At 66.8% G+C, this 24,688-nt stretch carries 23 protein-coding genes; 13 read left to right on the top strand and 10 right to left on the bottom strand.

The features are described from left to right. Positions 1-2: 2 nt before the first annotated feature. The 4 genes from BLM15_RS11355 to BLM15_RS11340 all read right to left on the bottom strand — a co-directional run bounded on the left by BLM15_RS11355 (position 3) and on the right by BLM15_RS11340 (position 5,156). Positions 3-1,586 (bottom strand): Na+/H+ antiporter, encoded by a 1,584-nt coding sequence (locus BLM15_RS11355; protein WP_126112849.1) that lies wholly within the window; start codon positions 1,584-1,586, stop codon positions 3-5. A gap of 190 nt (positions 1,587-1,776) precedes the next feature. Further along, positions 1,777-3,105, bottom strand: coding sequence for an MFS transporter (locus BLM15_RS11350; protein WP_126112848.1), 1,329 nt, complete (start codon positions 3,103-3,105; stop codon positions 1,777-1,779). A gap of 142 nt (positions 3,106-3,247) precedes the next feature. Next, positions 3,248-4,450 carry a DUF2865 domain-containing protein gene (locus tag BLM15_RS11345; RefSeq protein WP_126112847.1) on the bottom strand — a complete coding sequence of 401 codons (1,203 nt, stop codon included), beginning with the start codon at positions 4,448-4,450 and terminating at the stop codon, positions 3,248-3,250. 211 nt (positions 4,451-4,661) lie between these two features. Next, positions 4,662-5,156 carry a MarR family winged helix-turn-helix transcriptional regulator gene (locus tag BLM15_RS11340; RefSeq protein ID WP_126112846.1) on the bottom strand — a complete coding sequence of 165 codons (495 nt, stop codon included), beginning with the start codon at positions 5,154-5,156 and terminating at the stop codon, positions 4,662-4,664. Positions 5,157-5,281: 125 nt separating this feature from the next. Here BLM15_RS11340 and hmgA point away from each other — a divergent pair, with 125 nt between their 5' ends. Next, positions 5,282-6,640: a homogentisate 1,2-dioxygenase gene (hmgA, locus tag BLM15_RS11335; protein ID WP_126112845.1), complete on the top strand. Its 1,359-nt coding sequence runs from the start codon at positions 5,282-5,284 to the stop codon at positions 6,638-6,640. Between the two features lie 188 nt (positions 6,641-6,828). Here the strand turns inward: hmgA and BLM15_RS11330 are convergent, their stop codons facing one another. Further along, positions 6,829-7,914: a TRAP transporter substrate-binding protein gene (locus BLM15_RS11330; protein ID WP_126112844.1), complete on the bottom strand. Its 1,086-nt coding sequence runs from the start codon at positions 7,912-7,914 to the stop codon at positions 6,829-6,831. Between the two features lie 62 nt (positions 7,915-7,976). Here BLM15_RS11330 and BLM15_RS11325 point away from each other — a divergent pair, with 62 nt between their 5' ends. From BLM15_RS11325 to BLM15_RS11300, 6 genes are all read left to right on the top strand, one after another. Then, the gene (locus BLM15_RS11325) at positions 7,977-8,990 is read left to right on the top strand and encodes a fumarylacetoacetate hydrolase family protein (protein WP_126112843.1); all 1,014 of its coding nucleotides are present in this window, start codon (positions 7,977-7,979) and stop codon (positions 8,988-8,990) included. A 148-nt stretch (positions 8,991-9,138) separates the two neighbouring features. Beyond that, a complete protein-coding gene (locus BLM15_RS11320; protein WP_126112842.1) occupies positions 9,139-10,095 on the top strand; it encodes an MBL fold metallo-hydrolase in 957 nt (318 codons plus the stop codon). 12 nt (positions 10,096-10,107) lie between these two features. Beyond that, positions 10,108-11,676: an FAD-dependent oxidoreductase gene (locus tag BLM15_RS11315; protein ID WP_126112841.1), complete on the top strand. Its 1,569-nt coding sequence runs from the start codon at positions 10,108-10,110 to the stop codon at positions 11,674-11,676. After that, entirely contained in the window at positions 11,673-11,894 is a 222-nt protein-coding gene (locus tag BLM15_RS11310; protein WP_126112840.1) for a DUF2783 domain-containing protein, read from the top strand. The genes BLM15_RS11315 and BLM15_RS11310 overlap by 4 nt, the downstream gene beginning before the upstream one ends. A gap of 34 nt (positions 11,895-11,928) precedes the next feature. After that, positions 11,929-12,462, top strand: a complete 534-nt coding sequence (locus tag BLM15_RS11305; RefSeq protein ID WP_126112839.1) for a hypothetical protein — start codon at positions 11,929-11,931, stop codon at positions 12,460-12,462. 2 nt (positions 12,463-12,464) lie between these two features. Beyond that, positions 12,465-12,857, top strand: a complete 393-nt coding sequence (locus BLM15_RS11300; RefSeq protein ID WP_126112838.1) for a lysozyme inhibitor LprI family protein — start codon at positions 12,465-12,467, stop codon at positions 12,855-12,857. A 6-nt stretch (positions 12,858-12,863) separates the two neighbouring features. Here BLM15_RS11300 and BLM15_RS11295 read toward each other — a convergent pair whose 3' ends face one another. Continuing rightward, entirely contained in the window at positions 12,864-13,397 is a 534-nt protein-coding gene (locus BLM15_RS11295) for a GNAT family N-acetyltransferase (protein ID WP_126112837.1), read from the bottom strand. 113 nt (positions 13,398-13,510) lie between these two features. Here BLM15_RS11295 and BLM15_RS11290 point away from each other — a divergent pair, with 113 nt between their 5' ends. Further along, positions 13,511-14,026 carry a CreA family protein gene (locus BLM15_RS11290; RefSeq protein WP_126112836.1) on the top strand — a complete coding sequence of 172 codons (516 nt, stop codon included), beginning with the start codon at positions 13,511-13,513 and terminating at the stop codon, positions 14,024-14,026. 33 nt (positions 14,027-14,059) lie between these two features. Here BLM15_RS11290 and BLM15_RS11285 read toward each other — a convergent pair whose 3' ends face one another. After that, positions 14,060-14,362: an AbrB/MazE/SpoVT family DNA-binding domain-containing protein gene (locus tag BLM15_RS11285; RefSeq protein ID WP_126112835.1), complete on the bottom strand. Its 303-nt coding sequence runs from the start codon at positions 14,360-14,362 to the stop codon at positions 14,060-14,062. 122 nt (positions 14,363-14,484) lie between these two features. Beyond that, positions 14,485-14,814 (bottom strand): hypothetical protein, encoded by a 330-nt coding sequence (locus BLM15_RS11280; protein WP_126112834.1) that lies wholly within the window; start codon positions 14,812-14,814, stop codon positions 14,485-14,487. A 381-nt stretch (positions 14,815-15,195) separates the two neighbouring features. Between BLM15_RS11280 and cysS the strand changes: the two genes are divergently transcribed. Further along, positions 15,196-16,665 (top strand): cysteine--tRNA ligase, encoded by a 1,470-nt coding sequence (gene cysS / locus BLM15_RS11275; RefSeq protein WP_126112833.1) that lies wholly within the window; start codon positions 15,196-15,198, stop codon positions 16,663-16,665. Positions 16,666-16,862: 197 nt separating this feature from the next. Beyond that, entirely contained in the window at positions 16,863-18,518 is a 1,656-nt protein-coding gene (gene cimA / locus BLM15_RS11270) for a citramalate synthase (protein ID WP_126112832.1), read from the top strand. A gap of 148 nt (positions 18,519-18,666) precedes the next feature. Here the strand turns inward: cimA and BLM15_RS11265 are convergent, their stop codons facing one another. After that, positions 18,667-18,999 carry a hypothetical protein gene (locus tag BLM15_RS11265; protein ID WP_126112831.1) on the bottom strand — a complete coding sequence of 111 codons (333 nt, stop codon included), beginning with the start codon at positions 18,997-18,999 and terminating at the stop codon, positions 18,667-18,669. Positions 19,000-19,107: 108 nt separating this feature from the next. Here BLM15_RS11265 and BLM15_RS11260 point away from each other — a divergent pair, with 108 nt between their 5' ends. Beyond that, positions 19,108-19,800, top strand: a complete 693-nt coding sequence (locus BLM15_RS11260) for a nucleoside triphosphate hydrolase (RefSeq protein ID WP_335904827.1) — start codon at positions 19,108-19,110, stop codon at positions 19,798-19,800. A 243-nt stretch (positions 19,801-20,043) separates the two neighbouring features. Further along, positions 20,044-21,954: an ABCB family ABC transporter ATP-binding protein/permease gene (locus BLM15_RS11255; protein WP_126112830.1), complete on the top strand. Its 1,911-nt coding sequence runs from the start codon at positions 20,044-20,046 to the stop codon at positions 21,952-21,954. Here the strand turns inward: BLM15_RS11255 and BLM15_RS11250 are convergent. After that, the gene (locus BLM15_RS11250; RefSeq protein WP_126112829.1) at positions 21,938-23,566 is read right to left on the bottom strand and encodes a winged helix-turn-helix domain-containing protein; all 1,629 of its coding nucleotides are present in this window, start codon (positions 23,564-23,566) and stop codon (positions 21,938-21,940) included. The genes BLM15_RS11255 and BLM15_RS11250 overlap by 17 nt on opposite strands. Positions 23,567-23,685: 119 nt before the next feature. Between BLM15_RS11250 and BLM15_RS11245 the strand changes: the two genes are divergently transcribed. Further along, positions 23,686-24,636: a Bug family tripartite tricarboxylate transporter substrate binding protein gene (locus BLM15_RS11245; protein WP_126112828.1), complete on the top strand. Its 951-nt coding sequence runs from the start codon at positions 23,686-23,688 to the stop codon at positions 24,634-24,636. Positions 24,637-24,688 lie beyond the last annotated feature (52 nt).

The raw sequence follows: 24,688 nt of genomic DNA, 5'->3' as shown, positions 1-24,688 counted from the left end.
CGTCAGGTCTTGCCGAACGTCGCACCCAGCTCCTCGATATCGAGGTCCCGTTCCAGTTCGTGCAGAGTCTCGTCATCGATGTCGCCGGCGCGGTGCAATCGGATGAGCTCGCCGCGCCCGGTGGCGATCGCCGCCAGGATCACATCGAAATGGGCGTTGAACAGGGGCGTGTAGTGCTCCGTGCGCTCGGCATAGTCGACGATGACCTTGCTCCTGCGCTGATAGCGTTCCAGCAGGCTGGGATGGACCAGGTTGCCCTCGCCATCATAGGCCAGGCCTTCGACGGTTACCAGTTGCGCCTGGGACATGGCAGCTTCGGCCTGGCTCATGGTCATGCGCGCCTTGTAGGACACCGGCTCTGTCAGCTTCGCCCAGGCGATAACGCGGCCCAGCGTCGTCCCCTGGATCAGCACGGTGCCGAGAATGACGGCGAACGCGGTCACCAGGATGAAGTCGCGGCCGGGGAAGCCTTCGGGGATGCTGAGTGCCAGGGCCAGCGTGACCACGCCGCGAACGCCGGCCCAGCTCAGCACGACCGAGCCGCGGGCACCGAGCGGGGTGTAGGGCTCGAGCCCCAGGACATTGCAGAACCTGATCACCAGATCTGAGCCGAACACCCAGGCGAAGCGCGCCAGGGTGAGCGCGATCAGGATCGCGAGGATCGGCCATCCCATCGTCGCGAACATCTCGCCGAAACCGCCTCCGCGCTCCACGACGCCGCGCAGGGACAAGCCGATCAGGATGAAGACGGAGGCCTCCATCAGGAAGATCATCACGGTCCAGAACGATGTGCCGCGCATGCGTATCGCGGCCGAGAAGACAGTGTGCTGGTGCCAGCCTGCGATCAGCCCGGCGGTGACGGTGGCGATGACGCCGGAGACATGAAGTATTTCGCCGAGCAGATAGGATGTCCAGGACAACAGGGCCGTCGCAGCGATGACGAGGTATTCGTCGCCTAGGCGTCGCACGAGCAATACCCAGGCCGTGCCGACGGCTGCGCCGATGAGGGCGCCGCCGAACGCCAGCAGGAAAAAGCTACCCACCGCGTCGACCGCGCTGAAGGCGCCGGTAGCAGCGGCGGCGATGGCGAAACGGAAGAGCACCAGGCCGCTCGCATCGTTGAGCAGGCTCTCGCCTTCGAGCAGGATCTGCAGGCGCCGGGGCAGCTTGACCCGTTGCAGCACGGCGCGGGCGGAAATCGCATCGGGCGGCGAGACGATCGCGCCGAGCGCCGCGCATGCCGCCCAGGGCAGTGACGGGAACAGGAGATGGGTCACCACCGCGACGACGGCGGTGGTGAAGAGCACGGCGCCGACGGCGAGCGAGGCGATGCCGATCAGATGGCGGCGCAGGCGACGCAGTGCGATCGACCAGGCACCGTCCATGAGCAGCGGGGGCAGGAAGATGACGAGCACCAGCCCGGGATCGATCGCGATGGCGGGCAGGCCCGGCAGGAAGGCGAGCAGGCCACCGCCGGCAAGCAGCGCCACCGAGGGAGGCAATCTCAATTTATGGGCGGCGTAGTGCAGCGCGATGATCGCGGCGAACATCCCGATCACCAGCTCGAACAACTGCGTCGCTGCCATGTGCCTCCGCCCTGATACGGCTTTCGTCATGGTAGACCGTATTACAGGATGGGGTCGGTCGAAACGCAATCGCCCCATGGCTCGGGTAGGGCCGGGCGCGATAAAGCATTTTTACGACGTGAGGGGCCGGCGGCAGCGGCCTGGATCGCCTCCGGGCTTGCGGTCCCTGAAGCCAGCGATGCGGCTCAGCTCACTCGTGCCGGTGCATCGCCGACTCGTGCTTGGTGTCGCGCATCGTCGAATAGACCAGCAGCGAGATGAAGATCACCGCCGAGAGGTAGTAGTAGAACCACTGCTCGTGGCCCTGCTGCTTGAAGAACAGGGCGATCGCCGGGGCGGTGCCGCCGAAGATCGAGACGGTCAGCGCATAGGGCACGGCGACGCCGGTGGCGCGGATCGAAGTCGGGAACAGTTCGGCCTTCACCACGGCGTTGATCGAGGTGTAGCCGGCGACGAAGAGCCAGGCCGCCGAGATCAGCAGGAAGGCGGTCCAGGGCGACTTGGTCTGTTCCAGCGCCGACAGGATCGGCACGGTGAGCAGCGTTCCGGCGACGCCGAAGAAGATCAGCAGCGGCTTGCGGCCGATCCGGTCGGACAGCATGCCGTAGAGCGGCTGCAGGATCGAGGCGAAGATCAGCGAGCCGGCGATGACATAGGTGGTGACGATGTCGGAGAGGCCGACCGTCTGCTTCACGAAGGTCTGCATATAGGTGGTGAAGGTGTAGAAGGCGGCGGTGCCGCCCGCCGTCAGCCCGACCACGATCGCGACCTCGCGCGGGTATTTCAGCAGCCCGCGCAGCGAGCTTTCCTTGGCCGGGCCGGCCTTCTTGGCCTCGTTGAACGCTTCCGTCTCGTGCATGTTCCGGCGCATGAACATGGCGGTGACCGCCAGCATCGCGCCGATCACGAAGGGGATGCGCCAGCCCCATTCCACCAGCTGCTCATGGGTCAGGAAGACATTCTGCAGCAGGAGCAGCACCAGGATCGCGGTGAGCTGCCCGCCGATCAGCGTCACATACTGAAAGCTCGAATAGAAGCCGCGATGGTCGGGATGCGCGATCTCGGTGAGATAGGTCGCGCTCGCCCCGTATTCGCCGCCGAGGCTCAGGCCCTCGATGATCCGGGCCAGCGCCAGAAGAACCGGCGCGGCGAAGCCGATCGTCTCATAGGTCGGCGTCACTGCGATGATCAGCGAGCCGAAGCACATCATCAGCACCGAGACGGTCAATGACAGCCGCCGTCCATAGCGGTCGGCGATATGGCCGAACAGCCAGCCGCCGATCGGGCGCACGATGAAGCCGGCGGCGAACAAGGTCGCGGCGTTGAGCTGCACCACCACCGGATCATGCGAGGGGAAGAACTTGGGCGCGAAATAGAGCGCGAAGGCAGTGTAGGCGTAGAAATCGTACCACTCGACCAGATTGCCGACCGAGCCGATGAAGATCGCCTTCAGGCGGCGCGCGGTATCGGCGACGTCCATGCCGTGAGGGGCGGGGGTGGCGATTGCTGGATCGGACATGGCTCGCTCCGCGTTTGAAAGCCGGCGCGAGCAGCAGCGGGCGCCGGCAGCAGAACGTTGATCTAAACCTTGCGTTCGTTGCTGGTCAGCGATGTGAAATTTGGTCAGAGTTGCTTCCGGCGCATGGCGCGGCCGGGCTGCCTCATGGCCGCGCGGTCGCTCCGACGCCGAGATTGGGAGCGAGGTTCGGCGCGACGATCCGGACCGTGCGGCGCTCGCCGGTGACGCTCTTGCTCTCACGCTTCAGGCCGTCGCCCTGCTGCAGCGTCTTCTCGCCGTCGATCCGCTGGGGCCCGACGCCGGCGGATTCGGTGCTCGCGGTCGGCACGTTGGTGTCCGGCGTCGGCTCGTCGCCCGGGGCGGCCTGAAGCGCGGTCGGCGCCGGGCCGGTCGGTTTGGCCTCCGCTGCGGCGGCATTGGCGGCGCCCTTCTTGCCGCGCTGCGGCTGTTCGGGCTTCGGCCGCGACAGTTCCTGCGAGCGCTGCTCGGTGACGATGATGTCGCCCTTGCGCTGCTCGAGCATCTGCTCGGCGTTCTGCAGCGCCTGGGCCCAGCTCTGGCCCTGCCCTCGGCAGGTGCAGGCGGCGTCGAAGCTGCGGGTGTATTTGAGCGCGTTCGGCAGGGACGAGTAGGGCTGGCCGGTGGTGCGGGCCACCGCGTTCTGGATGTCGCCGCCGCTGCTCATGCCATAGGCCAGCGTCTCGCTGCCGGGGCAGAGCGACTGGCACATCTCGTCCTGGCTCTCGCGTCCGCCCGGGCTGTTGGCGAGCGGGAAGAAGTAGCCGTCGCAACTGCGCACGCAGACCGAATAGGGGCCGCCCTGGCGTGCTCCGCCTTCCGTCGGCTCGGTCGGTTGGTCGGGGTCGAGCTCGGGCAGGGTCGAATCGATCTCGCCGCGGCGCGGCTCGATGCCGAATATCGTCTCGAAGAAGCCGCGCTGCTGCGGCGCCCGGCAATTGTTGTTGATCAGCGCAGCGAGCTGGGCCCGCCGCTGCTCGACACCGCCACCCTGCGCCTGCTGCTGGAGCTGGCCATATTGCTGCTGCAGAGCGCCGAGCTGCGCCCGGATGCCGCCGCATTGCGGGGGCGGCGCCTCGCCGAAGAACAGGAAGCCGCCGCCGCGATCGCAGCCCATCGACCGATACTGGCTTGAGAGCTGCGCCAGCTGGCCGGCGACGCGCTGCGCCGCCTGGGCGGCGCGGGGATCGCCACCGCGCTGGCCTTGCAAGTTCGACAGTTCTGCGCGCCAGTTGTCGCAAGCCGGCGACTGCGCCAAGGCTGCGCCTGTCAACGCGGCGAAAGCCAGCGCCGGAGCGAGCACGCGTCGGAGCGAAGCGAAAATCATCGAAGGCAGAGCTGCTATCCCTGTGACCCGTCCCATGCCGGCGTCGGTCGCCTGCACCGGCAAAGCACATGCTACAAACGCGACGGAACTAAGGAGGCGCGCGTCAGATCGTCCGAGAGAGCCGATTCGACGTGCCGCCCGGAAGGCCTTGCGCATCGCATATCGTGCCATCGGCGGCAAATCCTGCGTTCCCGATCACGGCTTTTTGAGATCAGGCCTCCTCGGTCTGGTAGGCGCCGGCAAGGTGGCGGCCGCGCTCGGTCAGCACCGCCAGCACGCGCTCGAACACCCGTAGCTCCTCAGCCGAGATGCCCTCGATCCAGCGCTCCTCGAAGGCGAGCGCCAGCGGCACGATCTGGGCGTAGATGCGCTGGCCCGCGGGCGTCAGCGCGACGAAGGCCTCGCGCCGGTCGGCCCGGTTCTCGGCTCGTGTCACCAGTCCGCGCTTGTCGAGTTCGGCCACGGCGCGCGAAACCTTGGTCTTGTGCATCTGCGAGAGCTCGCCGATGTCGCGCGAGGTCAATTGCCCGAACTCGCCGAGCTGCGCGATCACCCGCCATTCCGGGATGCCGATGCCGAAGCGTGTGCCGTAGACCCGGCCGAGCCCCCGGCTGGCGAAGAAGCCGACGACGTTCAGCCGGTAGGGCAGAAACTGCTCGAGATGCAGGGTGCGATCGGGAGAGGGCGGCTTTTGTTTCGTTGACATTAGTTGCACATGTAACTAATCGGGGTTGAGCCAAGGCCGCTGAAGGCTGCCGCCGTGATCATCACGCAACGGCAGCGCCTGTCAAAGCGGCCAGCCGTGGAAACGCATCAGGAGGAGGTCCAGCCATGAACGTGCAGACCACGCTTCAGTCGAGCTTCGGCGAGCAGGTCCGGGGCGGCCGCCGCTACATGTCCGGCTTCGGCAATTCCTTCGAGACCGAGAGCCTGCCGGGCGCGCTGCCGATCGGCCGCAACTCGCCGCAGAAGGCAGCCTATGGCCTCTATGCCGAGCAACTCTCCGGTTCGCCCTTCACCGCGCCGCGCTCGACCAACGAGCGCTCCTGGCTCTACCGCATCCGCCCGAGCGTCAAGCATGGCGGCCGCTGGACGCTGGTGGACAAGGGATTGATGCGCACCGCGCCCTGCCGCGACGAGACGAAGCCGTCGCTCGGCCAATTACGCTGGAGCCCGATCCCGGTCCCGCAGGAGAAGCTGACCTTCCTCACAGGCCTGCGCACCCTGACCACCGCCGGCGACGCCGACAGCCAGGCCGGGATGGCGGCGCACATGCTCTTCGTCACCGCCTCGATGGAGAAGGAATACGTCTTCAACGCCGATGGCGAGTATCTCGTCGTCGCACAGGAGGGAAAGCTCCGCTTCTTCACCGAGTTCGGCATCATCGAGATCGAGCCGGGCGAGATCTGCATCATCCCGCGCGGCGTCGTCTTCCGCGTCGAATTGATGGGCGGGCCGGCGCGCGCCTATGTCTGCGAGAACTATGGCGGCGCGTTCACATTGCCCGATCGCGGGCCGATCGGCGCCAACTGCCTCGCCAATCCGCGCGACTTCCTCACTCCGGTCGCCGCCTATGAGGACATCGAGGAGCTTTCGACGCTCTACGCCAAATGGGGCGGTGAGTTGTTCTTGACCAAGGTCGACCAGTCGCCGCTCGATGTCGTCGCCTGGCACGGCAACTATGCGCCCTACAAATACGACCTGCGTCATTATTCGCCGGTCGGCGCGATCTCCTTCGACCATCCCGACCCGTCGATCTTCACCGTGCTGACGGCGCCCTCGGAGACACCCGGCACCGCCAATATCGACTTCGTCATCTTCCCCGAGCGCTGGATGGTGGCGGAGAACACCTTCCGCCCGCCCTGGTATCACCGCAACATCATGTCGGAGTTCATGGGGCTGATCTACGGCGTCTACGACGCCAAACCCGAGGGCTTCACCCCCGGCGGCTTCAGCCTGCACAACATGATGCTGCCGCACGGCCCGGATGCGCAGGCCTTCGAGCATGCCAGTACGGTCGAGCTGAAGCCGGTCAAGCTCACCGGCACCATGGCCTTCATGTTCGAGACGCGATTCGCCCAGCGCGTCACCGGCTACGCTGCCGGCCTGCCGGAGCTGCAGGACAATTACAGCGACTGCTGGAGCGAGCTGAAGAAGCGCTTCGACCCGAACAAGCCCGAGGCGTGGTGAGAGGCTCGCGCGCCGCTGCCTACTCTCTCCCCCCTTGTGGGGGAGAGGCAGAGAGGGGGGTAGTCAGCCGTGAGACTGATCACTGGCGAAGCCTCGACGCGGCTCGCCCGGTCACCCCTCTCCCAACCCTCCCCCACAAGGGGGGAGGGCTCCCGCGCCCTGTTCTGCGCGATCGTCGCAGCCCGTCTTCAGCGCGAGCGCAGCCGGTTCATGAAGGCGTCGTAGGAGAGTTCCGCGACCTGCCACCAGAGCAGGTTCTCGCCGCGGAAGGCGACCATCGACTCGTAGCCCTTCTTGAAGGCTTCGCTCTTGGCGGAGGTCTCGGCGTAATACTCCTCGGCCGCTTTGAGCGAGGCTTCCATGATCGGCTGCGGGAAGGCCTTGAGCTGCGCGCCCTGGGCGATCAGCCGGCGCAGGCCGCCCGGGTTCACCGCATCGTACTTGGCCAGCATCCAGTTGTTGGCGGCCTCGCAGGCGTGCCTGACGATCGCCTGGTAATGCTTGGGCAGCTTGTTCCATTGCTCCTGGTTGATGACGAGGTGCAGCATGGCGCCGCCCTCCCACCAGCCGGGGTAGTAGTAATAGGGCGCGACCTTCACGAAGCCGAGCTTCTCGTCGTCATAGGGGCCGACGAACTCGGCCGCGTCGATCGTGCCGCGTTCCAGCGCCGGATAGACGTCGCCCGCTGCGATCTGGGTCGGCACCACGCCGAGCTTGGCCAGCACCGCCCCACCCATCCCGCCGATGCGGAACTTCAGGCCCTTGAGGTCGTCAACCGTCTTGAGCTCCTTGCGGAAGAAGCCGCCCATCTGGCAGCCGGAATTGCCGCAGGGGATCGAGTAGGCGTTGAACTTGGCGAGTGCCCCGTTCACGACCTCTTCGCCGCCGCCGAAGAACCACCAGCTGTGCTGCTGGCGGGCATTAAGGCCGAAGGGAATGCCGGTGCCGAGCCCGAGCGCCGGCTCCTTGCCGACATAGAAGTAGGTCGGCGTATGCGCGCATTCGACCGTGCCGGAGGTGACCGCGTCGAGCGCCTGCAGGCCGGGCACGATCTCGCCGGCCGAGAAGGTCTGAACCTGGAACTTGCCGTCCGTGGCGTCGGCCATGAACTTCGCGAACTGCTGGGCGGTGCCGTAGATCGTGTCGAGCTGCTTCGGGAAGCTCGAGGTCAGGCGCCATTTCACCTCAGGGCTAGATTGCGCGATCGCGGGCATCGCGATCGGCGCGGCGGCTGCGGCGAGCGCGCCCGTCTTCAAAAACGTACGGCGTTGCATGGACTTTCCTCCCCGGGATCGATTTGCTGCCATCATCACTGTTCGGCGAGGATTGAAAAGAGATGAAAGTCGCATCCCTCATGCATGGCCGGGATGGCCGCCTCGTCGTGGTCTCGAACGACCTGACCCGCGCGACCGACGCCTTTCCGGTTGTCGCGACGCTGCAGGGCGCGCTCGACGACTGGGATCGCTGCGCGCCGCGCCTCGCCGATCTCGCCGAGAGCCTGGAGCACGGTTCGGTGCCGTCCTTCCGTTTCCACGAGCATGACTGCGCCTCGCCCTTGCCGCGCGCCTATCAATGGGTCGACGGCTCGGCCTATGTGAATCATGTCGAGCTGGTCAGGAAGGCGCGAGGGGCCGAGATGCCCGAGAGCTTCTGGACCGATCCGCTGATGTACCAGGGCGGCTCCGATTCCTTCCTCGGCCCGCGTGAGGCGGTGAAGCTTGCGAGTGAGGATTACGGCATCGATCTCGAAGCCGAGATCGCCGTCGTTACCGGTGACGTGCCGATGGGCGTCAGCCCCGAAGCGGCGAGGGGGCTGATCCGCCTCGTCATGCTCGTCAATGACGTGAGCTTGCGGAATCTGATCCCCAACGAATTGGCGAAAGGCTTTGGTTTCCTTCAATCAAAGCCGTCCTCGGCCTTCTCGCCGACGGCGGTGACGCCGGACGAACTCGGCTCTGCCTGGAAGGACGGCAAGCTCAGCCTGCCTTTGCTCGCCCAGGTCAATGGCAAGCCTTTCGGCAAGCCTGAGGCCGGCGTCGACATGACCTTCGACTTCGGCGTGCTGATCGCCCATGCCGCCAAGACCCGCCCGCTCGTCGCCGGCACCATCGTCGGCTCCGGCACGGTCTCGAACCGCGACGCCGATGGCGGGCCGGGCCGGCCGGTTTCGGAGGGCGGGCTCGGCTATGCCTGTATCGCCGAGCAGCGCATGGTCGAGACTATCCGGACGGGTACGCCGCAGACGCCCTTCCTGCGCTTCGGCGATAGTGTCCGCATCGAGATGAAGGACGCCGCCGGCCATTCGATCTTCGGCGCGATCGAGCAGGAAATCCTACCCTATGCGCCGTAGGCCGCACCGTCATTCTCGGGCGAAGCGAAGCGCAGACCCGAGAATCTCAGGACGAGTAGGGCGCTCCCTGGAGCCTCGCGCGGCCTGAGATGCTCGGGGCAAGCCCGAGCATGACGTCAGTATATCGACAAAATTACGAGGTTGCTCCATGTCCTCCCCCGCTTTCGCCTCCACCGCCGATCTCGGCGAGAAGACCGTCTCCTTCGAGGAAGTCGGCAAGGGCGTCTACGCCTATACCGCCGAGGGCGATCCCAATAGCGGCGTCGTCGTCGGCGACGATAGCGTGCTCGTCTTCGATGCGCAGGCGACGCCGACCATGGCCGAGCGCGTCATCGCCAGGGTGCGCGAGGTCACCGACAAGCCGGTCAGCCATGTCGTGCTCTCGCATTATCATGCCGTGCGCGTCCTCGGCGCACCGGCCTATGGCGCGAAGGAGATCGTCTGCTCGGATGCGGCGCGGGCGATGATCGTCGAGCGCGGCGAAGAGGACAAGGCGAGCGAGATCGGCCGCTTCCCGCGTCTCTTTCAAGGGGCTGACTCGATCCGCCCCGGTCTGACCTGGCCGACCACGACCTTCTCGCACAACGCCTCGATCTGGCTCGGCAGCCGCGAGGTCCGATTGATGAAGCTCGGCCGCGGCCACACCGCCGGCGACATCGTCGCCTGGATGCCCGACACCAATGTGATCTTCGCCGGCGACCTCGTCGAATACGGCGCGACGCCCTATTGCGGCGACGCCCATTTCACCGACTGGCCGACGACGCTGGATGCGCTTGCCGCCTTCGCGCCCGCCGCGATGGTGCCGGGCCGCGGTGCGGCGCTGACCAACCGGGCGATGGTCGCCGACGGCATCAAGGGCACGCGCGCTTTCCTCTCCGATCTTTACGAGGCGGTGAAAGTGCACGTCGCCCAGGGGCGTTCGCTGCGCGAGACCTTCGAGCGCGTCCATGAGACGCTGAAGCCGTCCTATGGCGACTGGGTGATCTTCGAGCATTGCCTGCCCTTCAACGTCACCCGCGCCTATGACGAGGCCGGCGGCCTCGACCATCCCCGCATCTGGACCGACGAGCGCGACCGCCAGATGTGGCTGGACCTGCGGGGCTGAAGGCATCGCCGCATGCAGCCCTTTCGCCAGTTCGCCTATCGTCGCAGCCCGGACCAGGATGCGGCGTCGCGCGCCCGGCACCCGGTGGTCATCGTCGGCGCCGGCCCGGTCGGGCTGACGCTGGCGCTCGATCTGGCGCGCCGGCAAGTTCCGGTTGTGCTGATTGACGATGCCGACCGGATTGGCGAGGGCTCGCGCGCCATCTGCTTCGCCAAGCGCACGCTCGAAATCTTCGACCGGCTCGGGCTCGCCGAGGCGATGGTCGCAAAGGGCGTCACCTGGCAGAAGGGCAGGGTCTTTCGCGGCGACACTGAGCTCTACGCGTTCGACCTCCTGCCCGAGGGCGATCACAAGCAGCCGGCCTTCATCAATCTCCAGCAATTCTATGTCGAGGCGGCGCTGGTCGAGGCCGTGCTTGCCGAGCCGCTGGTCGATCTGCGCTGGAGCAACCGGCTGGCCGGCCTGGAAAACCGCGAGGACGGCGCCAGGCTGACGATCGCGACGCCAGAAGGAGACTATGCGCTTGAGGCCGACTGGCTCATCGCTTGCGATGGCGCCCGCTCGCCGACGCGCGGCCTGCTCGGACTGGAGTTCCGCGGCGAGGCCTTCGAGGACCGCTTCCTCATCGCCGATGTGAAGATGACCGCGCCGTTCCCGACCGAGCGCTGGTTCTGGTTCGATCCGCCCTTCCATTCCGGCCAGTCAGCGCTGCTGCACAAGCAGCCGGACGATATCTGGCGCATCGACCTGCAACTCGGGCCAGATGCCGATCCGGACCATGAGAAGCGGCCGGAGATCGTGCGGCCCCGGATCGAGCGCATGCTCGGCCATGCCGATTTCTCGCTGGAATGGGTCTCGGTCTACCGCTTCCAATGCCGCCGGCTCGACCGCTTCCTGCATGGCCGCGTCGTCTTTGCCGGCGACGCCGCCCATCAGGTCTCGCCCTTCGGTGCGCGCGGTGCCAATTCCGGCATTCAGGACGCCGACAATCTCGGCTGGAAGCTGGCGTTGGTGTTGCAGGGCAGGAGCCCGGCCTTGCTGCTCGCAAGCTATGACAGCGAGCGCCTCGCCGCAGCCGACGAGAACATCCTGAATTCGACACGGGCGACCGACTTCATCGCGCCGCGCTCGCCGGGCGAGCGCCTCTTGCGCGAGGCGGCCCTGTCGCTGGCGCCGCTGACCGGCTTCGCCAAGCGCTTCGTCAATTCCGGCCGGCTCTCCGTGCCTTCAGCCTATGCCGGTTCGCCGCTATCGACCGAGGACGACGGTGGGGAGGGCAACCTGCCGCCCGGCGCGCCCTTCCTCGATGCTCCCGTTGCCGGCGTCTCTTGCGCTTGGCTCAGCGAGGCTTTCGCGGCGGGGCAGGCGATCCTGCTCGGTGAAGGCGCGGCAAGGATTGCGCCGGTCGGCGTGCTTGCGATCGAGCCAGCCGCCGGCGATAGCACCTTGCGCCAGCGCTATGCTCTGGAGGGCGGCGCAGCCGTGCTGCTGCGGCCGGACGGGCATGTCGCGGCACGCTTCCTGAAACCCGAGCGCGCGGCGATCGAGGTTGCGATCGCGCGGATGGAGGGCAGGGGATGAATGCTGCAGTTGCCACGACCCCCGCGAGTGAGCTCGCCCGCGAAGCGCGCTTTGCCGATCCCGATTCCGCCTTCCGCCTGCTCGCCCAGGCGCATCGCGATCTCGATGAGCGCGGGAGCGCTGCGCTCAATGCTCGCCTCGTCCTGATCCTCGCCAATCATATCGGCGACGCGCGGGTCCTGCGCGAGGCCGTGGCGCTGGCGCACGAGGCGAGGTAGGCTCGCCTCACGACGCCCTGGAGCCGTGAGCCTGATGGAAGATCTGCCGACCTTCTACCCCACCCTGATCCCGCTCGGCTTCTTCTTCTGGGGGCCGGCGCTGGTGGTGCTGACGCTGCTCCTGTCCTGGCTCTGGGCGCGCAGCCTGCGCGTCGACCGGGCGCTGGAGAGCGATTTCAACGGCTTTACCAAGGAAGACGTCGAGAAGCTCTTCTCGCTCTACGGGCCCGAGCGCCGGGCGATCTACCGCAACAAGCTGCTGCCGGCCGATCTCGCCTTCGCGCTGGTCTATACGGTCGTCGGCGCGCTGATCGTCGTCGGTCTCTCGATGCGCGGCTATCCCTGGTGGGTGGCGGCTCTGTGCGGCGGCGGCTGGCTCTTCGGCGGGCTATGCGACGTCGCCGAGAACCTCGCCATCGCCCGCCTGCTCGATCGCTACCCGAAGGTCGAGGATGGCACGGTCGCTTTCGCCAGCGGCTTCACCCGGCTGAAGCTCGTGCTGACCGGGCTCGGCTTCGTCGGCGCGATCGCGGCCTATTATCTCGCCTTCAAGCCGATCGCCGCCTGAGCATGCGCGGATTTGCGCGCGCCTTGCTGGTTGCGGGCGTCTTCGGTGCGCTGGTCGTGCCGGCGGCGGCTGACGAAGCCTATAAGCGCTGCATCGACACATCGGACGGCACCAATTCTGCCTGGGCCGCCTGCGGCGGGGCATGGGTTGCGCGCGAGGACGCCAGGCTCAATGCGGCCTGGAAGCGTCTCTATGCGGCGAGCGAGCCGGCGACGAAGAAGGACCTGCTCGAGGAGCAGCGCGCCTGGAACGCCTTCAAGGACAAGGCTTGCCAGTTCTACGCCAATGGCGATTTCGGCCGGGAAGGGCAGGTGCTGCACTTCCCGAGCTGCCGCGCAGAGCTCATCGCCCGTCGCACGGCGACGCTCGACAGCTACGGCGCCGACCGGCGCTAACAATCGTCAGGCCGCGATGTAAACGCGCCGGAGGCGGAAGCGGACCGCGGGTACCGGTGTTGCGCCGATCAGAATCTCGGTCTCGCTCGGCGCCGATTCGAAGCCGAGCCGTGCCGCCAGCTGCAACGATGCTGCGTTCTGCGGATGCGTGATGATGAGGGCCTCCGGCAGCTCGAGCATCTCGAAGCCGTAGCGGAGCAGCCGCTCCACTGCCTGCCGGGCGAAGCCCTGTCCCCAATGCCGGGCGGCGAAACGATAGCTGATCTGGGCCTGCTCCGGATCGTCGCCATCCGGAATGAGCCCGACATAGCCGAGCGGCTCGCTTTCGTCGGTCCGGGCGAACACGGTCCAGTAGCCGAGTCCGCGGCCGACATGCAGGAAGCTGCGCGCTGCGACGCCCTCGCGGCCCATCGCCGGATCGCCGGCTGCCGCGATGTAGCGCATCACCTCCGGATCGGCATTGAGCGCGGCGACGAAGTCGAGATCGGCCTCGGAGCGCGGCTTCAGGAGGAGTCGCTCGGTTTCCAGCTGCGGCAGCATGGTCGTCGCTCTGTCGTATCGTTGGAAGATTGCTCGTGCCTGCACTGGTGCGTGACAGCGCGCAATCCCATATCCTGCCGGCCCCTCTGCGGGAATGCTCTGGGAGAATTTGGATGAGCTTTCGTCGTTGCCTTCTCGCCGTCTCGGCTGTTCTCGCGCTCGCTGGCGTCGCTGCGCCGGCTGCGGCGCAGGAGGACCTGATCTTCAGGAAATCGACGGTCTGGAAGATGCTGACCCCGGACGACAAGCTCGCCGTCTACGGCGTCGACGACCCGGTCGTCGAGGGCGTCGCCTGCCATTACACCGTGCCCGAGAAGGGCGGCGTCTCCGGTATGTTCGGCGTCGCCGAGGAAGTCTCCGAGGTCTCGCTCGCCTGCCGCCAGATCGGCCCGGTGAAGATCAAGGAGAAGTTCTCGCAGGGCGACGTCGTCTTCCGCGAGCGCCGCTCGCTGATCTGGAAGAAGATGCAGATCGTGCGCGGCTGCGACACCAAGCGCAACGTCCTGATCTACATGGTCTACACCGACAAGCTGATCGACGGTTCGCCGCAGAACTCGACCTCGAGCGTGCCGATCATGCCCTGGGGCGGCATGGGCGATGTGCCGAAATGCTCTGAATGGGTGAAGTAAGGCGCAATCCGACCGCGTTTTCTAGCGGGGCGTTTAGCTGCCGGTATAATTGCAGTTCGCGCCGTGGAAATGAGCGCAGTTGCCGCTTTCCGTTATCGTGAGGACGCGGCCCCGGCGACGAATGTCCAGGCGGCAGACGTCGTCGTATTCCTGGGCTTCGGCCACGAGCCGGTCGCCCTGGGAGCGGCCGCGTGCCGAAATGACGCCGACGCAGCTCCTGCTGCCTATTTCGATATCGACCTTGAGCACGCCGGCGCCTGCCGGGCGGATCGTCATGCTGCCGCCGAGCGTTCGATAGCGGCCCTCGAAGGCATTGGCCGGCAGGAGTGTCGTCAAGACGAAGGCGGCGGCGAGCGCTGAGCGGAGCATGAGCCGACGATCCTCGATGCAGCCGAGGACGATCCGCGGCTGCTAACGATACGGCTTGCGTCGATCCGGGGAAAACTCGCCCGTCGGGATTAGCCCCCGCAGGTGATGGCGAGCGGCTGTTCGGCAGGAGCTGCGCTGGCCTGGCGCGGGGTCGAGCCGGTGAAATCTTCCGGCGCGGCGAGGCCATAGGCGGTGGCGACGCGGTGGCCTTGCGATTCGCACCAGGCGTCGGCGACGATCTGGCCGCATTCGGATTTGCTGGCGATGCAGTCGGCGACGCCGTAGCCGTCTCCGGCCGGGATCAGATAGGTGCGCTCGGCCTTGGGGGCGGCAACGGTGCCGGTAGCCGGCAGCAGCGCGAGCGACATTCCGGCGCCGAGGATTCCGAAGAGCCCGACCAGAGCAACGGCGCGGCGCATGATACTGTCCCTGAGACCCGACCGGGGCTGAACCTTCGACATGTCAAACTGGTTCCAAATGGTTAAGACTGCGTGAACCACGGCAATCTTGGTTGCGCGCAAACCGCCGGGCGCTTGTGGCGGCATTGCGGCGGCGAGAGCTGAAATCGCGGGAAGGCAGGGCGATGGGGCGCGAGCGTTGCGCAGCTGCCACTTGACGTAAGCGCACATGACAGGCATCACGGCTGGATGACGCGAGCCCTCGCCATTATTTGCATTATTTGCCGCTAGCTTTCGCTGGCCGGCTGCTCACGTCCTCGTCCCAACGAAAAGACAGACAGCGCCCCGGCCAGCGGCCAGGATAAGCCGTTTTTGTCGCCTTTTCGTCAGGATACCGCTTCGATGCAGCCGACCCTCAGGCTCTACAATACGCTGACGCGGACGAAGGAGGTCTTCACCCCCGTCGATCCCCAAAACGTGCGCATGTATGTCTGCGGCCCGACGGTCTACGACTACGCCCATATCGGCAATGCCCGGCCGGTCATCGTCTTCGACGTGCTCTATCGGCTGCTGCGGCATCTCTATGGCGAGGCCCACGTCCGCTATGCCCGCAACCTCACCGACGTCGACGACAAGATCAACGCCCGCGCGGCGCGCGACTATCCCGATCTGCCGCTGAACGAGGCGATCGCGAAGGTCACGCAGACGACGACGGCGCAGTTCCATGCCGATGTCGATGCGCTCGGCAATCTGCGCCCCGACGACGAGCCGCGCGCCACCGGCCATATCGAGGAGATGAAGGCGATCATCGAGCGCCTCATCGCCCGCGGCGTTGCCTATGTCGCCGAGGAGCACGTGCTCTTCCACGTGCCGGCGGTTGCCGGCCTGAAAGACGCACCGCGCTACGGCTCGCTCGCCCGCCGCTCGCTCGACGAGATGGTCGCCGGCGCTCGCGTCGACGTCGCCCCTTACAAGCGCGATCCGATGGATTTCGTGCTGTGGAAGCCGAGCCGCGCCGGCATCGACCCGGGCTGGCCGTCGCCGGCCGGCATTGCCACGCCCGGCCGGCCCGGCTGGCACATCGAATGCTCGGCCATGTCGATGAAGACGCTGCTCGAGCCCTTCGGTGGCGGCCTGCAATGTGACGATCCCGCCAGGAACGTCTTCGACATCCATGGCGGCGGCATCGATCTCGTCTTCCCGCATCACGAGAACGAGCTGGCCCAGAGCTGCTGCGCCTTCGGCGCGGCCGGCGGAGCGCCGCGCATGGCGAACTACTGGATGCACAATGGCTTCCTGCAGGTCGAAGGCGAGAAGATGTCGAAGTCTCTCGGCAACTTCGTCACCATCAACGAGCTGCTGGCGACCGACACCTTCGGCGGGCGGACATGGCCCGGCGAGGTGCTGCGCCTTGCCATGCTAAAGACGCATTACCGCCAGCCGATCGACTGGACGGTGAAGGCGCTGGAGGAGGCGGAGAGGACGCTGGCGGATTGGGCTGCGGCTGCAGGAGATGCCGAGGCCGGGCAAGTCCCTGCCGCGGTGATCGAAGCGCTGGCGGACGATCTCAACACCTCGCAACTGCTCGCCGAGCTGCACGCCCTGCGCAAGGCTGGGGATTATGCCAGCCTGAAGGCGAGCCTTGCCTTGCTCGGCATCGCCCTGCCGCAGGTGGCCGTGGCCGAGATCGATGATGCCCTGCGGGCAAAGGTCGAAGCGTCGATCGCCGCCCGCCTGGTTGCCCGAAAGGCGAAGAATTTCGCCGAATCCGATCGCCTTCGCGATGAGCTCGTCGCGATGGGCATCGTGCTCATGGACGGCAAGGACCCGGCCACCGGCGAGCTGATTACGAGCTGGGAGGTGCAGCGGTGACGCTTCATCTCCCAGCAAAAGCCTTGAACCTGTCGCCGTGTCGCGGCGTTGCCTCAGCCCGTTGAAAGAAGAACAACAACAATGACCACCCAGACCCCGAAGATCCGCAAGCGTGGTTCGCTCTCGATCGCGATGAAGCTCGTCATGCTCGCCATGGTGATGCCGAAGGTGTTGCGTTACCGGCTGCGGGTGAGGCGATGAGCGTCGCGGCACAAGCCACGCTGGCCGAGGCTGCGCCGCGCAAAGGCGGCGACGCGACGCTCGCCCGCGTCCACCTCTTCGACACGACGCTGCGCGATGGCGCCCAGACCACCGGCGTCGACTTCTCGATCGACGACAAGCGTGCGGTGGCGGCGATGCTCGACAAGCTCGGGATCGACTATGTCGAGGGCGGCTATCCCGGCGCCAACCCGCTCGACACCGCCTTCTTCGCGGAAAAGCCGACGAAGCGGGCGAAGTTCGCCGCCTTCGGCATGACCAAGCGGGCAGGGCGCTCGGCTTCCAACGACCCCGGCATCGCTGCGTTGCTCGACGCGAAGGCCGACGCCATCGTCTTCGTCGCCAAGAGCTGGGACTATCATGTCCATGTCGCGCTCGAGATCTCGCTCGAGGACAATCTCGACGGTATCCGCGACAGCGTCGCCACTGCCAAGGCAGCCGGCCGCGAGGTCATGCTCGACTGCGAGCACTTCTTCGACGGCTACAAGGCCAATCCCGATTACGCGCTGGCCTGCGCCCGCACCGCCTATGAGGCCGGCGCCCGCTGGGTCGTGCTCTGCGACACCAATGGCGGCACGTTGCCGGACGAGATCGGCCAGATCGTCACAGAGGTGGCGAAGGTCGTTCCGGGCGACAATCTCGGCATCCATGCCCATGACGATTGCGGCTGCGCCGTGGCCAATTCGCTGGCGGCCGTCGAGGCCGGCGTGCGCCAGATCCAGGGCACGCTCAACGGCCTCGGCGAGCGCTGCGGCAACGCCAACCTCGTCACCCTGATCGGCGCGCTCAAGCTGAAGGAGCGCTATAATCGCCGCTTCACGCTCGGCGTCGACGAGGCCGAGCTCGGCGAGCTCACCCATGTCTCGCGCGCGCTCGACGAGATGCTGAACCGCGCGCCGAACCGTCACGCACCCTTCGTCGGTGCCTCCGCCTTCGCCACTAAGGCCGGCATCCATGCCTCAGCCGTGCTGAAGGATCCGCGCACCTACGAGCATGTCGCGCCCGATCTGGTCGGCAATGTCCGCAAGGTGCTGGTCTCCGACCAGGGCGGCAAATCGAACCTCGTCGCCGAGCTGGAACGCATCGGCGTCACCATCGGCCGTGACGATCCAAGGCTCTCGCGCGTGCTGGAGGAGCTGAAGGAGAAGGAGGCGCAGGGTTACGCCTTCGAGGGGGCGGATGCCTCGTTCTATCTGCTTGCCAAGCGCATCCTGGGCGAGCTGCCGGCCTATTTCGAGATCGAGCGCTTCACCGCCAATGTCGAGCGCCGCTACAATGCGCTCGGCGAGCTCGTCACCTTCTCGGAGGCGATCGTCAAGGTGAAGGTCGGCGAGGAATCGCTGATCTCTGTCGCCGAAAGCGCGCTCGGCCCGGTCAATGCGCTCGACCTCGCCTTGCGCAAGGATCTCGGCCGTTACCAGTCGCTGATCGGGGGCTTGAGGCTGGTCGACTACAAGGTCCGCGTCTTCCAGGGTGGCACCGACGCGGTCACCCGCGTCCTGATCGAATCCGCTGACGAGACCGGCGAGCGCTGGACCACGGTGGGCGTCAGCGCCAACATCATCGACGCCTCGTTCCAGGCGCTGGTCGACTCGATCACCTACAAGCTGATGCGCGAGGGCGCGACGGCTTAAAGCATCCTTCTCCCCTCGGGGGAGAAGGTCCGGCAGGGGATGAGGGCGGGTACGACTGGGTGAAGCGGTTAGTCGCTTGCCTGTCCTTCCCTCATCCGTCAGCGCTTCGCGCTGCCACCTTCTCCCTCAAGGGGAGAAGGGAGAGAACTTACTCCGTCAGGCGCAGCGACTTCTCCTTGCAGAGGTCGATGCCGTCATTGTCGCTCTCGCTCTCGTCGCTGAACTTGCCGAGCAGATAGTAGCTGCAGCCAGCCGGCTTATTGAGTTTGATCATGATGCTCTTGCCGGGCGCCAGCGGCTTGCTGAGCTTGCCGACGAGCCGGGCCTGCTCGCCCGTGGTCGTGATCTCCAGCGACTCCAGCGGGACGGTGCGGGCATTGGTGATCTTGATCTGCGCCGGTGGGCGCGATTGCGCGAGGGCCGGCACGACAGGCAGCAGCGCCAGCGCGCAGGCGGCGGGAAGGATGCGTCGAAGCGTCATGGGCGTCTTCTCCAGGCCTCAGCCTTTAAAGGCTTTAGGCCAGTCTGACATCGCAGTTGCGACGAGAACAAGGCCTGATCGGCGCTGCTTGGTGGCGACAGAGTCTGGTTGCAGGCGTCGCGGCTCTCGCCGATCCTGTCGCGCGACGTGAAGAATATCGGGCTCTCGATCATGCAGACCGCCGAAGGCATCGCCGCCCGGATCGTCGAACGGGCGAACGATATGCGGCGCATCATCATCGCGCTCGCCGGCGCTCCGGGCGCTGGCAAGTCGACGCTGAGCGAGCGTTTGCTTGAAGCGTTGCCGGCAGGCGAAGCGGCGCTGGTGCCGATGGACGGCTTCCATTTCGACAATGCAGTGCTCGATGCGATGGGGCTGCGCCAGCGCAAGGGCGCCCCGCAGACCTTCGACTGCGCCGGGCTCAAAGCGACGCTGCGGCGCATTCGGTCGGGCGAGGGGGATGTGGCGGTGCCGCTCTTTGATCGGCAGGCCGATCTTGCTCGCGCCGGTGCGGCGATCATCCCGGCCGATGCGCGTTTCGTGCTGGTCGAGGGCAACTACCTCCTGCTCGACCAGGCGCCCTGGTTGGAGCTCGCACCGCTCTTTGACCTCACGATCTTCATCGATGTGCCGATGGCCGAATTGGAGCGCCGGCTGCTGACGCGCTGGACCGATCTCGGTCGCGGTGAGGAGGCAGCGCGGGCCTGGGTCGAGGGCAACGATCTACCCAATGCGCGGCTGGTGGTCGAGAACAGCCGGCAGGCCGATATCATTTGGCGGAATGGCACCGCCGCGCCCTGATCGGCTTCAAAATTAAGCGCGAGTCATCCCGGGCGACCGAAGGGAGACCCGGGACCCATTCCGGAACCTCTATCGGGAAGACTCCGGAATGGATCCCGGATCTCCGCTACGCTCCGTCCGGGATGACAAGGTTGCTCTCGCTGTCGCCGTCATCGCACAAGCAACTTCGGCAATTTCTCCTCCTACCCCCTGCATTCCCCGGAGAATCCGCCTATATCGGCGGTTCCATTTGGAAGCATTTCAATGTCCTCGCCTGCCACACCGGTCCCGGCGCTCCTCGCGCGCGCCGCCGTGCTCCAGCCCGGCTCCGGCTTCATCGCCACTTTCCAGGCGCTCTGGCCCTATCTCTGGCCGCCGGAGCGGGCCGATCTGCGCCAGCGTGTCGTCGCCGCCTTCGTGCTGCTGGTGATCGGCCGGCTCGTGCTGATGGGCGTGCCCTTCACCTTCAAATGGGCGACGGATGCGCTCGCCAACAACCCGACCTCGCTGTCGAACTGGCTGCCCTTCCTGGTCGGGGCGCCACTGGCGCTGACCGTGATCTACGGCTTTGCCCGCGTCGGCTCGGCTGCCTTCGTCCAGTTGCGCGACGCGATCTTCGCACCGGTCTTCATGCATGCGGTGCGCACGCTGGCGCTGCAGACCTTCGGCCATCTCCACCATCTCTCGCTGCGCTTCCATTTGGAGCGCAAGACCGGCGGGTTGACGCGCGTGCTCGAGCGCGGCCGCAACGGCATCGAGGAGATGGTTCGTCTCGGCCTCAACCAGCTGGTGCCGGTGATCATCGAGGTCACCCTGATCATCAGCGTGCTGCTCTGGCTGTTCGACTGGCGCTATGTCGTCGTGCTGGTGGTGATGGTGGTCGGCTACATGGCCTACACCATCAAGGCCACCGAATGGCGTATCGCCATCCGCGCCCAGATGAACGAGTCCGACACCGACGCCAACGCCAAGGCGATCGACTCGCTGCTCAACTACGAGACGGTGAAGTATTTCGGCGCAGAGGCGCGCGAGACGGCGCGCTACGATGTCTCGATGGCGCGCTATGAGCGCAACTCGATCAAGGCCTACACCTCGCTCGCCTGGCTCAATTTCGGCCAGGCTGCGATCTTCGCGGCGGGCCTCACCATCTCGATGGTGATGTGCGTGCGCGGCTTCCAGGCCGGCACCAACACGGTCGGCGACTTCGTGCTGATCAACGCCATGCTGATCCAGCTCTACATCCCCCTGAACTTCATGGGCACCGTCTATCGCGAGATCAAGCAGGCGACGCTCGACATCGAGCAGATGTTCTCGCTGATCGGCCGCGATCCGGAGATCCAGGACCAGCCGGGCGCTCTCCCGCTCGACGTCCGCGCCGGCACCGTCACCTTCGAAGATGTCCACTTCGCCTATGTGCCGGAGCGGCCGATCCTGCGCGGCATCTCCTTCGAGGTCCCGGCCGGCAAGACCATCGCGATCGTCGGCCCGTCCGGCGCCGGCAAGTCGACGATCTCGCGCCTGCTGTTCCGCTTCTACGAGCCGCAAGCCGGCCGCATCCTGATCGACGGCCAGGATATCGCCGAGGTCCAGCAGGTCAGCCTGCGCTCGGCGATCGGCATGGTCCCGCAGGACACGGTGCTGTTCAACGACACCATCGAATACAATCTGCGCTATGGCCGCCCCGAGGCGACGCAAGGGGAGATCGAAGAGGCCGCGCGGCTCGCCCAGATCGACCGCTTCATCAAGTCGCTGCCGGAGGGCTACCAGACCTCGGTCGGCGAGCGCGGCCTGAAGCTCTCCGGTGGCGAGAAGCAGCGCGTCGCCATCGCCCGCACCATCCTGAAGGGGCCGCCGGTGCTGGTGCTGGACGAGGCGACCTCTGCGCTCGATTCCTTCACCGAGAAGGAGATCCAGGATGCCCTCGACCGGGTCAGCGAGGGCCGCACCACGCTGGTCATCGCCCACCGGCTCTCGACCGTGGTCAACGCCGACGAGATCATCGTGCTCGACAAGGGCCTGATCGTCGAGCGCGGCCATCACCGCGAGCTGCTTGCCGCGGATGGCGTCTACGCCGCGCTCTGGAACCGCCAGCGCCAGGTCGACGAGGCCAAGGCGACGTTGCAGCGCGCAACGCAGGAAGAGGGCGAGAGCGTCAGGGTCAGCCTGACGCAGTGACCTCGGCAGCGCCGCCCTCCGGCAGGCCGGCGGCGGCGAGGTCGGCCAGATAGGCAGATCGCAGCGGCGCAAAGTGCAGCGCCGGCAGGTTCTCGGCGATATCGGCGAGATTGCCAAAGGTCGGCGAGGCGCTGAGCGCCCTGGCATATTGGGCGGCCAGGGCGTTCTTGCCGAGGCGTCTGGCCGCGATCGCGCCGGCGACATAGCAGGTCGGGAAATGCGGATTGGCGGCGATGCCCTGCTCGGCCTGCGCCAGAGCGGTCTCGTCCTCGTCGAGCACGATCGCCGCCCAAGCCCCGATCCAGTGCCAGATCGCGCGCAGGGGCTCATAGGGGCTTAGCGCGAAGGCGCGGGCGCAGAGCGCCGCCGCCTCCTGCGGAAAGCCCTGCATCGTGCGGGCGAGGCCGAGCAGGGCATGGGCCGGCGCATACGACGCGTTGAGCCCGATGCAATGGCGCAGCGCCGCCTCCGCCCGGTTGAGATCGTGGGCGAGAAGGGTCGCCAGCGCCAGCGTGTAGTAGGGGTCCGGGTTGCGCGGGGCGAGGTCGATGGCGCGTTGGGCGTGTTCGAGGGCGGCCGTCAGCAGCACGGCGCGCCCTTGCGGACGCCAGCCATACTGCGCGGCGCGCCATTCGCAGAAGGCGAGCGCATTGAGGCCGATGGCCGAATCGGGATCGAGCGCCAGCGCTTCCTCCGCCCAGCGCCAGGCGCGCTCGTTGCTCTCAGGCGTCTGCGGGCGGCAGTAGAGCTCGACCCAGGCGCGCATCGCGGCCTCGATCGCGCGGAGATCGCGACCCCCCTCGACCGGCGGGCCGCGCGCGGCGCCTTCCGCCAGTTCGAGCAGCAGGCGCCGCGCTGCCCGCGCGATGGTGAGCCGGCCGCTGTTCGCCCAGTCGGCCAGCGCGAAGGCGGTCTCCTCGGCCACGACCTGTCGACCGCCATTGCCGTCGATTAATCTGAGGCTGACACGCAGCTCTTCGCCCGCCAGCAGCAGCCGTCCCTCGACAACGAAGCCGACGCCAAGGTCGCGCGCCACCAGCAGCGGATCGACCGGCCGGCCGGCGAAGGTCAGCATCGTGCCGCGCGCGATGGCGACGATCGCCGGGTGGCGCGAGACCTCGTCGATCAGGTCGTCGAGCAGGACTTCGGCGAGGAACCCGTGGCTTTCCGGCAAGTTCGGCGCGCCGAAGGGCAGGATCGCGACCGAGCGCGGGCCGAGGCGCGCCACGCCCGGAGCCGGGCGGCGCTGGTCCTCTTTCGCGCGTTCGACGGGCGCGACCAGCCGGTAGCCGCGACGCGATACCGTCGTGATGAAGGCCGGGGTCGCCTTGTCGGCGCCGAGCACCCGGCGCAGGTCGCCGACCGCCTGATAGAGCGAGTTCGAGGTCACGGTCAGGTTCGGCCAGACCTGATCGAGCAGAGCCTCGCTGGTGACGAGCCGTCCCGGTTCGCGCGCCAGAGCGAGGAGGACGCGCATGGTGCGTGGCTCGAGCTTTACCTCCCTGCCGTCGAGCACGATCTCGTCGAGTTGCGGCTCGACCCGCCAATTGCCGATCCGGAAGGGCGCCTGGTCGTCCCGGTGCCGGGGCGGCTGATCGTCGGTTTCGCTCATCGCAGGCTCCGCGGCGGCTCCGACAGCAAAGCATCAGAAAACCTTCAGTTCAACGACAGGACAGCGGCGCAACCGGCGGCGCATGATCGGCGCATCGGTACGGAAGACGGGAGGGCGCGATGCTGACGCGACGGACCATGCTGGCGGGATCGGCAGGACTCGCCCTGATCCAGGCGCGGCCGCTATTGGCGGCCGATCGGCCACCCCTGCGGCTGATCGTGCCCTTCGCCGCCGGTTCCGCGCCGGATCTGGTGGCGCGGCTGTTGGCCGAGCGCTGGGAGCGCCCGGTGGTCGTGATCAACATGGCGGGCGCGGGCGGCAATATCGGCGTCGACCATGTCGCCAAGGCCGGGAAGGACGGCCATACCCTGGTGCTCGCCGGCGATGCCGCGATCACCGTCAATCAGGCGCTCTATCCGCAGATGCCGTTCGATGCGCAGCGCGACCTTGCCCCGATCTCGCAGATCGTGATGACGCCGAACCTTCTGGTCGTCACGGCGAATTCGCCCATTCGCTCCGTCGCTGACATCGTCGCCTCGGCCCGGGCCGAGCCTGGCAAGCTGACCTATGCCTCGGCCGGCGCCGGCACCTCCTCGCATCGTGCCGGCGAGATGCTGAAGCGGGCCGAGGGCATCGATATTACCCATGTGCCCTATCGCAGCAGCCCGCTGCCGGACGTGCTGAACGGCAGCGTCGGCTTCTTCTTCGCCAATGTCGCGACCGCTCTGCCGCTGGTGCGCGAGGGCAAGCTGCGGGCGCTGGCGACGAGCGGGCGCCAACGCCTCGCGATCGCGGACGAGATCCCGACCATGATCGAGCTTGGCTATGAGGGTTTCGAGGCTGTCGCCTGGTTCGGCCTGCTCGCGCCCGCCGGCACGCCGCCGGGCATGATCCTCGGCCTCTTCACGGAACTAGCTGCGATCGGTTCGGAATCGGGCGTCAGGAGCCGGCTGTTCGCCATGGGCGCCGAACCGATCTTCAGCTCGCCTGAGGCTTTTACTGAATTGATCGCCGCCGAAACCCCGAAATGGGCGTTGCTGATGCGGCGAACCGGGATCCGCATCCAGTAAGGCGGCCGCAGCTTGGCCGGCAAAGGCGCATCGAATGTTCGGCGGAGGACGC

The sequence above is a fragment of the Bosea sp. Tri-49 genome (assembly GCF_003952665.1).
Classification (GTDB): Bacteria; Pseudomonadota; Alphaproteobacteria; order Rhizobiales; family Beijerinckiaceae; genus Allobosea.
The sequence above is the reverse complement of the archived record's forward strand: the minus strand, read 5'-3'. Positions and strand labels throughout refer to the sequence as shown.

Bases quoted from the DNA above. Each gene is read 5' to 3' on its own strand.
- BLM15_RS11355 (WP_126112849.1), bottom strand. From the start codon at position 1,586: ATGGCAGCGACGCAGTTGTTCGAGCTGGTGATCGGGATGTTCGCCGCG.
- BLM15_RS11350 (WP_126112848.1), bottom strand. From the start codon at position 3,105: ATGTCCGATCCAGCAATCGCCACCCCCGCCCCTCACGGCATGGACGTC.
- BLM15_RS11345 (WP_126112847.1), bottom strand. From the start codon at position 4,450: ATGATTTTCGCTTCGCTCCGACGCGTGCTCGCTCCGGCGCTGGCTTTC.
- BLM15_RS11340 (WP_126112846.1), bottom strand. From the start codon at position 5,156: ATGTCAACGAAACAAAAGCCGCCCTCTCCCGATCGCACCCTGCATCTC.
- hmgA (WP_126112845.1), top strand. From the start codon at position 5,282: ATGAACGTGCAGACCACGCTTCAGTCGAGCTTCGGCGAGCAGGTCCGG.
- BLM15_RS11330 (WP_126112844.1), bottom strand. From the start codon at position 7,914: ATGCAACGCCGTACGTTTTTGAAGACGGGCGCGCTCGCCGCAGCCGCC.
- BLM15_RS11325 (WP_126112843.1), top strand. From the start codon at position 7,977: ATGAAAGTCGCATCCCTCATGCATGGCCGGGATGGCCGCCTCGTCGTG.
- BLM15_RS11320 (WP_126112842.1), top strand. From the start codon at position 9,139: ATGTCCTCCCCCGCTTTCGCCTCCACCGCCGATCTCGGCGAGAAGACC.
- BLM15_RS11315 (WP_126112841.1), top strand. From the start codon at position 10,108: ATGCAGCCCTTTCGCCAGTTCGCCTATCGTCGCAGCCCGGACCAGGAT.
- BLM15_RS11310 (WP_126112840.1), top strand. From the start codon at position 11,673: ATGAATGCTGCAGTTGCCACGACCCCCGCGAGTGAGCTCGCCCGCGAA.
- BLM15_RS11305 (WP_126112839.1), top strand. From the start codon at position 11,929: ATGGAAGATCTGCCGACCTTCTACCCCACCCTGATCCCGCTCGGCTTC.
- BLM15_RS11300 (WP_126112838.1), top strand. From the start codon at position 12,465: ATGCGCGGATTTGCGCGCGCCTTGCTGGTTGCGGGCGTCTTCGGTGCG.
- BLM15_RS11295 (WP_126112837.1), bottom strand. From the start codon at position 13,397: ATGCTGCCGCAGCTGGAAACCGAGCGACTCCTCCTGAAGCCGCGCTCC.
- BLM15_RS11290 (WP_126112836.1), top strand. From the start codon at position 13,511: ATGAGCTTTCGTCGTTGCCTTCTCGCCGTCTCGGCTGTTCTCGCGCTC.
- BLM15_RS11280 (WP_126112834.1), bottom strand. From the start codon at position 14,814: ATGCGCCGCGCCGTTGCTCTGGTCGGGCTCTTCGGAATCCTCGGCGCC.
- cysS (WP_126112833.1), top strand. From the start codon at position 15,196: ATGCAGCCGACCCTCAGGCTCTACAATACGCTGACGCGGACGAAGGAG.
- cimA (WP_126112832.1), top strand. From the start codon at position 16,863: ATGAGCGTCGCGGCACAAGCCACGCTGGCCGAGGCTGCGCCGCGCAAA.
- BLM15_RS11265 (WP_126112831.1), bottom strand. From the start codon at position 18,999: ATGACGCTTCGACGCATCCTTCCCGCCGCCTGCGCGCTGGCGCTGCTG.
- BLM15_RS11255 (WP_126112830.1), top strand. From the start codon at position 20,044: ATGTCCTCGCCTGCCACACCGGTCCCGGCGCTCCTCGCGCGCGCCGCC.
- BLM15_RS11250 (WP_126112829.1), bottom strand. From the start codon at position 23,566: ATGAGCGAAACCGACGATCAGCCGCCCCGGCACCGGGACGACCAGGCG.
- BLM15_RS11245 (WP_126112828.1), top strand. From the start codon at position 23,686: ATGCTGACGCGACGGACCATGCTGGCGGGATCGGCAGGACTCGCCCTG.